The sequence below is a fragment of the Mesorhizobium sp. WSM4976 genome, from assembly GCF_029625685.1.
Taxonomy (GTDB): domain Bacteria; phylum Pseudomonadota; class Alphaproteobacteria; order Rhizobiales; family Rhizobiaceae; genus Mesorhizobium.
This window is the reverse complement of record NZ_JARTVT010000060.1, coordinates 1-11,444: the sequence shown is the minus strand read 5'-3', so window position 1 is coordinate 11,444 and position 11,444 is coordinate 1. Positions and strand designations below refer to the sequence as shown.

At 61.1% G+C, this 11,444-nt stretch carries 11 protein-coding genes and 4 pseudogenes; 9 read left to right on the top strand and 6 right to left on the bottom strand.

What is annotated here, in order from left to right:
* Positions 1 to 43: 43 nt before the first annotated feature.
* Together P9272_RS35125 and P9272_RS35120 are read right to left on the bottom strand one after the other, a co-directional pair.
* Positions 44 to 322 (bottom strand): hypothetical protein, encoded by a 279-nt coding sequence (locus tag P9272_RS35125; RefSeq protein ID WP_278164757.1) that lies wholly within the window; start codon positions 320 to 322, stop codon positions 44 to 46.
* A gap of 62 nt (positions 323 to 384) precedes the next feature.
* A complete protein-coding gene (locus tag P9272_RS35120; RefSeq protein WP_347404089.1) occupies positions 385 to 1,227 on the bottom strand; it encodes a PRC-barrel domain-containing protein in 843 nt (280 codons plus the stop codon).
* Positions 1,228 to 1,999: 772 nt separating this feature from the next.
* On the opposite strand from P9272_RS35120, the gene P9272_RS35115 reads away from it, so the two are divergent.
* From P9272_RS35115 to P9272_RS35075, 9 genes and pseudogenes are all read left to right on the top strand, one after another.
* On the top strand, positions 2,000 to 2,326 hold the full coding sequence (locus P9272_RS35115) for a DUF736 domain-containing protein (protein ID WP_278164756.1): 327 nt from the start codon (positions 2,000 to 2,002) through the stop codon (positions 2,324 to 2,326).
* A gap of 293 nt (positions 2,327 to 2,619) precedes the next feature.
* Complete coding sequence (locus tag P9272_RS35110) at positions 2,620 to 2,901, top strand: helix-turn-helix domain-containing protein (protein ID WP_278164754.1); 282 nt, start codon at positions 2,620 to 2,622, stop codon at positions 2,899 to 2,901.
* 113 nt (positions 2,902 to 3,014) lie between these two features.
* A pseudogene (locus P9272_RS35105) lies at positions 3,015 to 3,394 on the top strand (replication initiator protein A); the annotation flags it as partial.
* 60 nt (positions 3,395 to 3,454) lie between these two features.
* Positions 3,455 to 3,736: pseudogene (locus P9272_RS35100) on the top strand (TrbG/VirB9 family P-type conjugative transfer protein); the annotation flags it as partial.
* Positions 3,733 to 4,867: pseudogene (locus P9272_RS35095) on the top strand (TrbI/VirB10 family protein). The pseudogenes P9272_RS35100 and P9272_RS35095, both read left to right, overlap by 4 nt.
* 1 nt (position 4,868) lies before the next feature.
* Complete coding sequence (locus P9272_RS35090; protein ID WP_278164752.1) at positions 4,869 to 5,090, top strand: DUF2274 domain-containing protein; 222 nt, start codon at positions 4,869 to 4,871, stop codon at positions 5,088 to 5,090.
* 222 nt (positions 5,091 to 5,312) lie between these two features.
* On the top strand, positions 5,313 to 5,540 hold the full coding sequence (locus P9272_RS35085; protein WP_347404088.1) for a hypothetical protein: 228 nt from the start codon (positions 5,313 to 5,315) through the stop codon (positions 5,538 to 5,540).
* Positions 5,541 to 5,577: 37 nt separating this feature from the next.
* Positions 5,578 to 6,495: an NADP-dependent oxidoreductase gene (locus P9272_RS35080; RefSeq protein WP_278164750.1), complete on the top strand. Its 918-nt coding sequence runs from the start codon at positions 5,578 to 5,580 to the stop codon at positions 6,493 to 6,495.
* Positions 6,496 to 6,736: 241 nt separating this feature from the next.
* Positions 6,737 to 6,952 (top strand): hypothetical protein, encoded by a 216-nt coding sequence (locus P9272_RS35075; protein WP_278164759.1) that lies wholly within the window; start codon positions 6,737 to 6,739, stop codon positions 6,950 to 6,952.
* Here the strand turns inward: P9272_RS35075 and P9272_RS35070 are convergent.
* From P9272_RS35070 to P9272_RS35055, 4 genes and pseudogenes are all read right to left on the bottom strand, one after another.
* A pseudogene (locus P9272_RS35070) lies at positions 6,919 to 7,134 on the bottom strand (endonuclease/exonuclease/phosphatase family protein); the annotation flags it as partial. The gene P9272_RS35075 and the pseudogene P9272_RS35070 sit on opposite strands and share 34 nt — an antisense overlap.
* A 2-nt stretch (positions 7,135 to 7,136) precedes the next feature.
* The gene (locus P9272_RS35065) at positions 7,137 to 7,523 is read right to left on the bottom strand and encodes a response regulator (RefSeq protein ID WP_278164749.1); all 387 of its coding nucleotides are present in this window, start codon (positions 7,521 to 7,523) and stop codon (positions 7,137 to 7,139) included.
* The gene (locus P9272_RS35060; RefSeq protein ID WP_278164748.1) at positions 7,520 to 8,974 is read right to left on the bottom strand and encodes a PAS domain S-box protein; all 1,455 of its coding nucleotides are present in this window, start codon (positions 8,972 to 8,974) and stop codon (positions 7,520 to 7,522) included. Before P9272_RS35060 ends, P9272_RS35065 begins: the two co-directional genes overlap by 4 nt.
* Positions 8,975 to 8,981: 7 nt before the next feature.
* The gene (locus P9272_RS35055) at positions 8,982 to 10,526 is read right to left on the bottom strand and encodes an ATPase domain-containing protein (protein ID WP_278164747.1); all 1,545 of its coding nucleotides are present in this window, start codon (positions 10,524 to 10,526) and stop codon (positions 8,982 to 8,984) included.
* Between the last annotated feature and the right edge of the window lie 918 nt (positions 10,527 to 11,444).

Genomic DNA, 11,444 nt, shown 5'->3' with positions numbered 1-11,444 from the left:
GCTATCTGAGCCCCGTCGAGTTCGAGGAGCAAGCTATGCTAGCTTAACCTGGTGTCCGAAAAACCGGCAGCAGGCCATTTTCAACAATTTCGTGGCACACCAGAAATGGTTCGAGCCGCACGTCCTTGCCTCTCCACCTGATGGTGCGCGGCAGATGTCGGTCGATGTAAATCGTCGTTGCATCCCTGCTGTACCCAGCAATGTAGGGAATATCGAACTCGTGGCTGACCTTAACTCGTCGATGAAGCGCAGAAACGACATCAGACAGGACGAGGTCGCCGATATCTTCAGAGCTGTGACGGACCTCGTCGGCTAATTTCAAGTCCGCTCCTGCGTTTTCCAGTCGCAGCGCCCGCCACACGGGCGAGCGCTTAGCGATGAGTGTTACTTGTTGACGATGATGCGCTGCTTGTCCCGGTTTTGGGCGTAAGTGGCCTTGTCGTAGGCAGTCTGCGCCTCCAACTGGTCCTTGGTGAAGTTCGTATAGAGGTAACGGTTACCGTTCTTGTCGGTCATGAACTTGAGGTTCTCCATACCGACGGCGACCTTCTTTTCGCCAATGCCCAGAAAGCCGCCTACATCGACGATTATTGCATCGACTTTCTTGTCGCCAGTCAGGATGACGTCGCCGATCTCGCCGACCTTCGCATCATCTGCGCCATAGACGTTGGTTCCGATCAGATTTGCCGCGCTGATTTTGTCTGACGGCATTTCGGTCAGGGACGACTTGTCGATCGAGGCTGTTGAGGTCGTATCGGTTTTACCGCTAGCCGCTTGGCTGTTAGTCGTCTGCGCCGTGGGTGCTGCCGCGGTATCATAAGCCTTCGTATCGAAGTTGGGTTGAGCTTCGAGCTCATCCTTCGTCGTCTTTGCGACTAACCAGCGATCGCCCTTCTTGTTGACCCATTCAAGCTTGCTGAAATCATAGGCCACGTTCTTTTCCCCCACGCCAAGGAATCCGCCGACGCCAATGACGACGAGCTTGGCGTTCCCGTCCTTGTCCAGGACGATGTCATTGACGTCGCCTATCTTCGTCGCGTCGTCGGCGGTGCTATTATAGACTGCGGCTCCCATGATCTTGGAGACCAGCTTCCCACCGGTGACCGGGGCAACAACCTCCGTCTGGGTAGCGGGGTTGCTGGTATTTGCGGCGTGAGCACCCGCCGTGCAGAGCGCCGTCGCCATGAGAGCTGCCGTCGCCGCCGTCGCTAGTATCTTGCGGACCATTGTGAATTCCTCCTGTTGCCTGGTCGATTGACGTCGGCAGCTGCCAACGTCAATTCATCCAACGGAAGGAACTGCCTTTCGTTCCGGGAGGAGGCCGATGGTCGCAACCGGTGCCAGACTGAAGGCTCATGCAGAACCTTCACCGGTTTACCGCCCCCATCACCAACGAGTCGTGTGACCGGACCTGCGGACAGGATTATAACTGCCGTGGTCTAGCCTAATTGTCCGAAAAAGGGCGTTCCGTTATCGGCCGCAACGAGACCTCCGCAATATACGGCCGCTCAATAGCCAAAGCCGGTATTTGGAGAGCGTGTCTGGACCAGATCCGATCGCAGTCAGCAACGGCATTACCCAGTCCTGCACGCGAGACGAGGTCGATCCCATCCGCGATCGCCAAATGGATCCAGGCTCTGATGCTGCATACGTCGAGCCCCGGTAACATCACCACCGGCGAAACGGTCCGCACCATCTCTTTTAGTCGCAGATGGTCTCATCGTCCCTGTCATGCATTTCACAGAGCGCACCAACGACCTCTCGAACCGGCTGATCTGGCCGAAGGACGGCTGAAGCCTCGACCGCCTATGCCGCAATGGTGCGTTGCGAGTTTCTTCCCCTGGGCAAAGCCCATTCCTCGCGCAACCAAGAAACGCGCGCCTGCGCCATCCTGCGCGTTGCTGCGGTCGCAAGCGATGCGGCGCCGGTCGCCTTCGGCCTCACGATCGCCATCGAGGCCGCATGGTGCGGGCTCGGAAACGGATAACGGAGACTGAAAATGGCTACGATCGGCACTTTCAAGAAGACCAATGCGAACGAGTTCACCGGCGAGATCGTCACCCTCAGCGTCCAGGCCAAGAGCGTGCGCATCCTCCCCGACAGCCGGGCTAGCGGCGAGAACGCTCCAAGCCACCGCGTGGTGGTCGGCAAGGCCGAGATCGGCGCCGCCTGGTCCAAGCGCTCCAATGAGGGCCGCGACTATCTCGGGCTCAAGCTGGACGACCCGAGCTTCACCGCTCCGATCTACGCCAACCTCTTCGCCGACGAGGAAGGCGAGGGTCACAGCCTCATCTGGTCCCGCCCCAGCCGCCGTAACGGCGAGTGACCTAGAAGCGCCTCGCCCGGCACCGGGCGGGGCGTCTCCTGATGGCGCAAAACCTTCCGTGGTGCCGGTGTATCTGACCGAGGTTCCATTTACGAGATGCGCTGCTTGATGCGCGATGGCGCGGAGATGGTCGAGCGGGCCTACCGCCGATTGATGCACGCGCCTGTGCCACTCCCGACGGCCTCGCGGTGCGAAATAGCACCCGTCAATTGCGCACCTGATCACGGTGCCCTTGCTCCTCCATCCTGGCCACCCATCGCCGTTCAACCGCAACGGCCGGAAGGAGACACCCCATGAACGCCGACGCCGCGCCACTGCCGCCGCGCTACCTGCGCACTTCTGAAGCAGCGCATTTCCTCAGTCTCTCGGCGCGTACGCTTGAGAAACATCGCACCTACGGCACCGGGTCTGCCTATCGCAAACTTGGCGGCCGCGTCGTCTACGCCGTCGCCGACCTCCAGCTCTGGGTCCAGCGGGGCGCGATGACATCGACATCCGATCCGCATGGCTCGGTGCTGCCAGCCAAGCCTCAGGCCGCCCGCCTGATCCTCTATGCCGGGCGCGAAAGGCGCTGAGCCCGCTGATTTCCCCCTTGTCGGCACGACCACGTCAACCGTTGGAGCGCGAACAGCTCGACCTGTTCCAGGCGCTGCCCGGCGTGGTCGCGCCACGCGATGCGCGAGACCTCATGGCCTATCCCTTCTTCTCCCTCGCCAAAACCCGGCGCATCGCGCCGATCGACTTTCGCGCCGGCGATGTGGCGATCCGTGTCGAAGCGATGCCCGATCACGGCATGGCGACGATCTGGGATGCCGATATCCCTCTGGGCCGCGAGCCAGATCGTCAGCGCGCGGGACGCCGGGTTGCGCACATCGCGCCTGATGGCTGCGACGCCATACAGATGCTCACCTTCATCGGCCGCGGCGTCTCCAAGCGAGACTACTGCGCCTCAAGGCGGCGCTCGACCGTTTGCAGTCGACGAGTGTGGTCACCTCCATCCGCCAACCCGCGGAAGGCCGTCGCCATCGCTTCTCGTGGATCAATGAATGGCAGGAGCGCTCGCGTCAAGACGGCCCCCCGCTGGGCCTCGAACTGATCCTGCCCGACTGGTTCTATCGCGCCGTCATGGTCGAGTTTCCGCCCGGCATCGTGCAAGGCGAGATGCCGCCGATTTTCATCATCGGTCCGGACGGCGAGGCTGAAATCACCAACAGCCGCGTCCATCAAAACATTCTCGTCGTCGACCGCCTTTTTGGCGCGGCCGAACTGCGTCTTGGCGCTGGCAAGCGGCAGCAGATGGTCAGGATCGTGCGCGTCGACAGGAGAACCGATGGGTTCCGGCGGGGCCCGGGCGACAGCGCCGCGTCGACGCTGCCGAACACGATGCGCAGGGGAGCGCTGCAGCCATGAACGAGAAGAATATGGCCGTCGAAACCATGCGGCTTCGCGCCGATCCGCCGCGTGTCACGCGTCTGTCGCGCAAAATGCTCGCAGGCGTCGGCTTTGTCGCCTCGCCGGTATAGGCGGCGCGCTGATTTATGCTCTGCAGGACGCCAGCACATTCAAGCAGGGCGAGGAGCTCTATCCTACCTCCAATCGGCCGCCGGCGGACGGACTGGCAAGACTGCCGCGCGACTACGCCGGCCCGATCCTTGGGCCGCCGCTGCCTGGCGATCTCGGCAGGCCAATCCTCGATGCTCAGAACAAGGGGCAGGCCGTCTTGCCCCCTCAATCACAAGCCCGGCGATTGACGAAGCCGAGCAGCGCCGGCGAGCCGAAGAGGAAGCGGCCAGAACCTCGCGGGTCTTCTTCCAGACTGAACAAGGAGATCCCAGGACCGCCGAGGCGTCCGCCCCTTCCGTTAGCGATCTCGCCAGTCAGAACGTTGCGCCAAATGCGCAGGATCGCCAGCTTTCCTTCCTGTCCGCGGCTGCGGACCGGCGGACGTTGGCCCCGGATCGCATCACGCCTCCTGCGTCCCCCTATGTGCTTCAAGCCGGTGCCGTAATCCCGGCCGCGCTCATTACGGGCATCCGGTCGGACCTTCCCGGGCAGATCAGCGCTCAGGTGACCGAAAATGTATATGACAGTCCCACCGGCCGCTGGCTGCTCATCCCACAAGGCACTCGTATGGTTGGGCAGTACGATAGCGGGATCGATTCCGGGCAGCGCCGCGTGCTGCTTGTCTGGAACAGGCTGATCCTTCCCGACGGACGCTCCATCGTGCTGGAGCGGCTGCCTGGCGCGGACGCTCAGGGCTATGCCGGCCTGGAGGACGCCGTCGACTATCACTGGGGCGAGTTGTTCAAGGCCGCGGCGTTGTCAACCGTTTTGAGCGTTGGCGCGCAAGCCGGTACTTCCGATCGGGACAGCGATATCATGCGTGCCCTGCGAAGCGGCGCTTCCGATGGTGTCAGCCAGGTAGGCCCACGGGTCGTTCAGCGCCAACTCGCTATCGCGCCGACGCTCACGATCCGGCCTGGGTTTCCCGTTCGCGTCCTCGTCACCCGCGACCTTGCCCTTGAACCATACGGAACCTGACATGGCCAAGTTAAAACTCGCATCGATTGCCGACGACAAGCCAGTGAAGATTACGGTGGAACTGCCGGCGCCCCTGCATCGCGACTTGGTGAGATACGCAGAGATCCTTGCGCGGGAGAGCGGTCGGTCATCTGCCGATCCATCGCGCTTGATCGCACCGATGCTTGAATGGTTCATCGCAACCGACCGCGGCTTTGCGAAAGCGAAGAAGGGGCAGGCTTGAACGGAGCTTTCCCATGGCCGCCGACCGGCGGGCGCCTTGGCCGAGACGACGATAGGAGCTCTCCCGTCGATGGTTACGGCACGAGACTCGACCGCTCGTACCCTCGGCACTCAAGTTAGATCCTGTGCGCCGGCTGCACGGTAATCCGACGCCGGTCGGAAACTGGGAATGCCGGGTGTTCGACTGTGTTGGTGGAACCAGAGAAGTTGGAGGAGTGGCGCTATGTCTGGCGCCCGCAGCTGGTCAAGCTCGACGATGAAGCCAGGAGATACAACAGCCGGTTGGCTGACGGTTGCCGTTTCATCGACAGATGAGCTGCATGATGCAACGGCGACTGACTATGGTGCGCCCGCCGCCGTTGCATGGCAATTCGACATCAAGGCCGAAACCGAAGGCGCCGAGCCGATAGCCAAACTGCCTGGACCCGAAAGCGTTACGCCTGCAATTTAGCCGGAAGCCCACAAACATATGTGAGGAGGCAATTTCCATGAAAGCAATCGTTGTTACGGATCAGACGGCGGGAACAGCCGGAATGAAGCTGGTGCAGCGGCCCAAACCACGGGCAGCCTTAAATGACGTCGTCGTCCAGGTCTGTGCTGCGGGATTCGTCAATACCGAACTGGAGTGGCCTTCGACCTGGGCGGATCGGGCCTTCCGCGATCGCACGCCATCAATCCTCGGCCATGAACTGGCCGGTGTGGTCACCGCGCTTGGTTATGGCACCACGGGACTGTCGATCGGTCAGCGGGTGTTCGGCCTGTCGGACTGGCATCGCGACGGCACACTCGCCGAGTACGTCGCCATGGAAGCTCGCAACCTTGCCCCGCTGCCTGGCGACGTCGACTTCGCGGTGGGCGCGAGCCTGCCGATCTCGGGCTTGACCGCGTGGCAGGGCCTGTTCCAGCACGGCCGCCTTCAGGCGGGACAGAGCGTTGTCGCGCATGGCGCGGCCGGCGCCGTCGGTTCGATCGTGGCGCAGCTCGCACGGGAAGCCGGAGCCTATGTCATCGGCACCGGACGCGGCGCCGACCGGCAGAAGGCTCTCGACTTCGGTGCAAATGAATTCGTCGACCTTGGGAACGACACTCTGGAGGACATCGGCCGCGTCGATCTGGTTTTCGACGTCATCGGCGGCGATATCCAGAAGCGATCGGCAGCCTTGATCCGGGCCGGAGGAACGCTTGTGACCGTCGTCGGACCGACCGATGTTCGACCCGCCGACGGCGTGGCGATCGACTTCGTCGTCGAGGCCGATCGCGCCCATCTCGGTGAGATCGTCCAGCGGGTGCGGGATGGACGTCTACGGACGAACATCGGCAAGGTTTCGGCCCTGGACGAGGCCGTTGCAACCTTCAACGCAAGGGAGCGACACACCGGAAAGACGGTCATCCGCGTTCGTCCGTAAACGCTTGGGAGGCAGGCCGAATCCCTGATCTCAGGCCGTCCCGCTCAACAGCCTGGAACGTGTGGAGAAATTCCTCACATTAAACACCGAGACCTTCATGTCTGGCGTCGCCGGGGCTGGATCATCGTTTGGCAAAAGCGTCGCGCCGACCTCATCGCCGGCGTCAGCGGGCTCGTCTACGATCGACCACAGGGCCGCGCGCATGCTCATGAAGATCGGGCTGGTCGAGTAAGACCTCTCCTTGAACATCGATAGGCATGCGCGCGAGACCTATGACTGTGCCGGCGATGGCAGCCTGTTCGGCTTTTACGTGGTGCAGCCAGTCAAGGACGAGCACATGTTCTCGATCGCAACGGCGCCGGGGCAGGTCGTCGACATCACGTTCAAGATGCACAAGTCCAGCGCGCCGGCGGCATCAAACCTTTTTCGCCTCGCCAGAATTGCCACCCCGTTATAGGATTTCTGGCCGTGCCAGATCGCGCCGAAACCGTCGTTTTAGGATTGCTTCGATCGAAATTTGTCGTCCGACGTTCAATTCCTGAAGGCAGACCACGTCGCAGTCAGTCTCGCCAAGCCACTTCAGCAGACCAGTAGGCGGCCGTTGACGCCGTTGACGTTGAACGTCGCGACCCGAGTCATCGCTATCTCCCGGGGGGATTTCGAACACCGATTTCGAGAGTCGAAAGAGCGACAAGCACTTTCTCAGGGTCTACCGGCTTTGGCAGGCAGGGAACGCCCCTGAACTGGGCCGGAACGATGTCGCGGTCATAGCCGGTAAGAAAGACAAAAGGTATCCCCCGTGCCTGGAGAGCGGAGGCCAGCCCGAAGCTCGGACCAGCGCCAAGGTTAACGTCGACCACGGCGTAGTCCGGCCTTTGAAGCTCCAGCAGCGAGAGAGCCTCGTCGGCTGCACTGACGGGACCCAGGATTGCGGCCCCGGCGTCTTCGAGCATCTGTCGAGTGTCATCGGCAAGGTAGAAGTCGTCCTCGACCACCAACACTGCTCGGCCGTGTAGGCCGAAGCTCATGAGCTCCTCCTGTTTTCCTCGCCGCGCTCCGCGGGCACGTCGGTCTGCAGCACGCTTTCGCTCGGCTGTAGAGGAAAAGAAATGCGGCACAACAGCCCGGTTTCGGTAAGCTGCATCTCGCCTATACCTTTGAGCTCGAATGGCACGCGGCGCGTGATTAGCTCAGTGCCGAATCCTTTGCGCATCTGGCGACCCGGCGATATTTCGACGCCGCTTTCTTGCCACGTGAGTTCCAGCCAATCTTGGCCTTGCCGCGGTTGCCGCCCCCAGTGGACGATGACTTTGCCCTGCGGCGCGCCAATGGCGCCGTACTTGGCAGCATTGGTTGTCAATTCGTGAATTGCCAATGTTAGGACCTCAGCTGCCTTTGGCATCAGGATGACGGAAGGCCCATCGACGGAAACCCGGGCCGCATCGGCGGCTTGCGCCAGGAGTTCATCACGGATGATGCCATCCAGTTCCACACCTTCTCCGGCTCCGCGCGTTAACAGAGTCTGAGTGCGCGCCATGGCGGCAATTCGCCCGCTCAGCCGTTCACGAAACTCTTGGGTAGTGCCCGTCGCATCGCCCCTTTTTACGAGCGAAGCGACAGTCGCAAGAACGTTGCGGACCCGATGCTGTAACTCAGCTGTCAGGACGGCTTGGCGCTCTTCGTTGCGCTTGCGCTCGGTGATGTCCTTGCCGATCTTCATGAAGCCGCGAATGGTTCCATCATCATTGCGAAGTGCAACCGTCTGGCCGTCAAGGAAAACCCGGCCACCGTCTTTGGTTTTATGCCAACGGACATTGGGAGCCACACCATCTGAGCGCGCCCGACTGAGTTCTTGCTCCGGCACCCCGTGTGCCTGATCTTCGGGTGTGAAGATCGAGGAGGTGGGCTTGCCCAGCATTTCGTCTGCGCTCCAGCCGAAAACCGAGGCAGCGCCTGGCAACCAATCGACGATACGATCGTCGGGGTCACTTAATATGATTGTATAATCCCGGGCATTCTCGACGATTAGGCGGAAGCGCTCATTTCCCTGCTCCAGCTCGGCTAACAACCCTCTGAGCTCGTATTGGCGCTGACGGGCACGCATCGCTGCCCTAGTCGAGCTGGTAAGCGTAATGGACTCGACTGGCCTCTCTAGCAGCGTGACATTTCCGAGCGACGAAACAAGCTCGGCCCGCCATGCTGTGACCCTTTGATGGGGTAGGTGACTTGAGAGAATGATAAAAGGAAGGTCCGACCAGACCGGCTGATCCTTGATCCAGCGGATCAAGTCGCCGAGATCGCGGCCATAGAGACCTTCTTCTGCGGCGATGACGGCAAGACAATGCGGGCCAAGTCGGTCGACTAATGCGCCACAATCGGCGCAAATGATCCCCGAAACTCCGATGCGCGACAAAACCTCGACCGCCGCTGGCCCATCTCGGCCGATCGGGGCAAGGACAAGAACCGCGCCGCTGTCCATTTCACGCCTAATCGTTGGCACCGTGCACCATTGGCAGTTCTTTGTCGCTGGTATAGGTCGGCGTGCCCGAGAAGACTCCGGAGAACTGCGTGAGCGGCGGACCCAGCGCAATGCCCGTTGGCGTGAGCTGGAATTCCCGGATCGTATGCTCGTGATTACCGCTGCGCTTCTTCACCACCGAAAGCGCGCGCCGGACCGAGCCGCCGAATTCAAAGTAGCGCAGCATGAGCACGGCGTCGCTCAGATAGCTGATGTCGAGAGGGGTATCCATGGGGCCAACGAGCCCATGCTGTGCAAGGATGAGAATAGTGGTCACGCCTTGCTGTCCGAGATAGCTGAGCAACTCATGCATCTGGAGGATCAAGAAACGCTCGTCAGGCATGGCGTTCAGGTAGCCGTTCAGGCTGTCAATGACGACAACTCTGGCCTTGTCCCGCTCGACACTCTCGCGCACCCCGGCGGCGAATTCTCCGGGGGAAAGCTCAGCCGGATCGATCTGCTGGAGCCTTATCGTTCCATCGTTGAGCGCCTGATCGAGCGGCATACCCAATGTCTGTGCCCGTGCTTCAATCGTGCCGCGGCCCTCGTCGAAAGCGAAGTACACGGCGTGCTCACCCCGCTGAGCTGCAGCCAGGGCAAAGGTCAAGGCCAGCGACGATTTTCCAACGCCGGCGGAGCCGATGAACAAGGCGTTGGTTCCCCGTTCGATCCCGCCGCCGAGCAACTTGTCGAGTTCGGCATTCCCACTCAGCGCCGCTTCGACGACAAACTGCCTATGGTGCTCCGCAGCTATCAGGCGAGGGAAGATTCTGAGACCGCCTTTCACGATCGTGAAATCGTGATATCCGCCTCGAAACAGAATCCCTCGCATTTTTACAACCCTGATCCGACGCCGTTCGGCACCGTAGTCCAACGCGAGTTGTTCCAGGTTGATTACGCCATGGCATATCGAGTGCAATTGCAGATCATTGTCTGAAGAGGAAAGGTCATCCAGCAAAACGACAGTGCAGCGACGTGCTGTGAAGAAATGCTTCAAGGCGAGGACCTGTCGCCGGTAGCGCAGCGAGTTCTGCGCCAGCAATCGCAGCTCCGACAAGCTGTCGAACACCACGCGTGTGGGATCAAGGGCGGCAACCTTGTCAAACACCAACTTCGTGGTTTCGCTCAGTTCGACTTCGGCGGGGTGCAGGATCGTCAGTTCGCGGTCGGGATCGAGTGACGTTTCGGGCGGCACCAGTTCGAAAATGTCGATCCCGTCGAGGGTCCAACCATGCCGCTTGGCTACCAAGGCGAGTTCCCGTTGGCTTTCCGAAAGCGTTATATAGAGCACGCGTTCGCCGAGCCTTACGCCCTCGAGCAGGAATTGAAGCGCCATCGTCGTCTTGCCGGTACCGGGGCGGCCCTCGTAAAGATACATTCGGTCGGGGTCAAAGCCGCCCCCTAAGATATCATCCAGCCCCTCGCTGCCCGTTGATACGCGCCCTTCTCCAGAATCTTCAACATGACCATCGCCGCTTGCGGTTCCAACGCGCTCCTCATGATTATCAGCCACGTTTGCTTCCCCTCATAAAAGAATGCACCGGGCAACGCCGGCAGCTGCGACCCGAACAACGCCAAAAACCAACACCGGTTCCTTGTGTTTGCTCCATTCCTTCACGACGCAGAATATCGGCTAAGCGGCGCCCGAGGCACACCAGGTCGCCTCTGGAATGGGCGTTGTGCTGGGTCCAGCCCGGCCTATTTATCGGATATGCCTGCTCGCCGAAAACCGAACCGACCGCCAAATTGATGGTTGAGTGGCCGCTGTCTCCAGCGGCAACGCTTGGATCATCTGTGCGGGCGAGGGGCATTTTGCTCGAAATCCGCACGCGCCTTCCTACGCCGGTTACAATCCCGGATAGCAACACCGTGGCCGGGGAGGGTCTACCGCTAGGAGTACGACCGGCCCTGGTGTCAATCGAGGCCGAGGTGACGTTGTGGATAGTAATCACCGGTTAACCATGAGCAAGCGATCCATTTGAGTGCTTCGGGCACGCCCCTAACGTTACTGTGGGGGCACCCAAGTTGGCGACCGACCCTCCGCGATATGCGTCGATCGTTTCCTCAAAATTTGTTGTGATCGGAAGAGCGAATTTGGAACCCGAAAACCGTTCTCGCCAGTTGCTCCAGAGCAAGTGCCAGGCTTGCCACCGGTTTCGCCCCGCGAGCGAGCTCTGCCGGAAGCCGAGCTTGACGTGGTGGCTGCGCATTATTCGTTTATTTCACGGTCAACTGGCGATGCTGTCGTACGCGGAGCGCCGCGGGTACCAGTTCGACCGACTGGAGTGCGGCCAATGCTTCGGCCCCGGCTTCGATCCCAGGCGCCCTCGGGACGACAGACTGGCTCCAGACCAGGCTCGCCCTCCCGCCGCAGCAGGATGAACAACCGCCGATAGCCGAAGCGTCTTCGCTCGTTGGCAAGGTCACGCAG

Bases quoted from the DNA above. Each gene is read 5' to 3' on its own strand.
- P9272_RS35120 (WP_347404089.1), bottom strand. From the start codon at position 1,227: ATGGTCCGCAAGATACTAGCGACGGCGGCGACGGCAGCTCTCATGGCG.
- P9272_RS35115 (WP_278164756.1), top strand. From the start codon at position 2,000: ATGGCTACGATCGGCACTTTCAAGAAGACCAATGCGAACGAGTTCACC.
- P9272_RS35110 (WP_278164754.1), top strand. From the start codon at position 2,620: ATGAACGCCGACGCCGCGCCACTGCCGCCGCGCTACCTGCGCACTTCT.
- P9272_RS35090 (WP_278164752.1), top strand. From the start codon at position 4,869: ATGGCCAAGTTAAAACTCGCATCGATTGCCGACGACAAGCCAGTGAAG.
- P9272_RS35085 (WP_347404088.1), top strand. From the start codon at position 5,313: ATGTCTGGCGCCCGCAGCTGGTCAAGCTCGACGATGAAGCCAGGAGAT.
- P9272_RS35080 (WP_278164750.1), top strand. From the start codon at position 5,578: ATGAAAGCAATCGTTGTTACGGATCAGACGGCGGGAACAGCCGGAATG.
- P9272_RS35065 (WP_278164749.1), bottom strand. From the start codon at position 7,523: ATGAGCTTCGGCCTACACGGCCGAGCAGTGTTGGTGGTCGAGGACGAC.
- P9272_RS35060 (WP_278164748.1), bottom strand. From the start codon at position 8,974: ATGGACAGCGGCGCGGTTCTTGTCCTTGCCCCGATCGGCCGAGATGGG.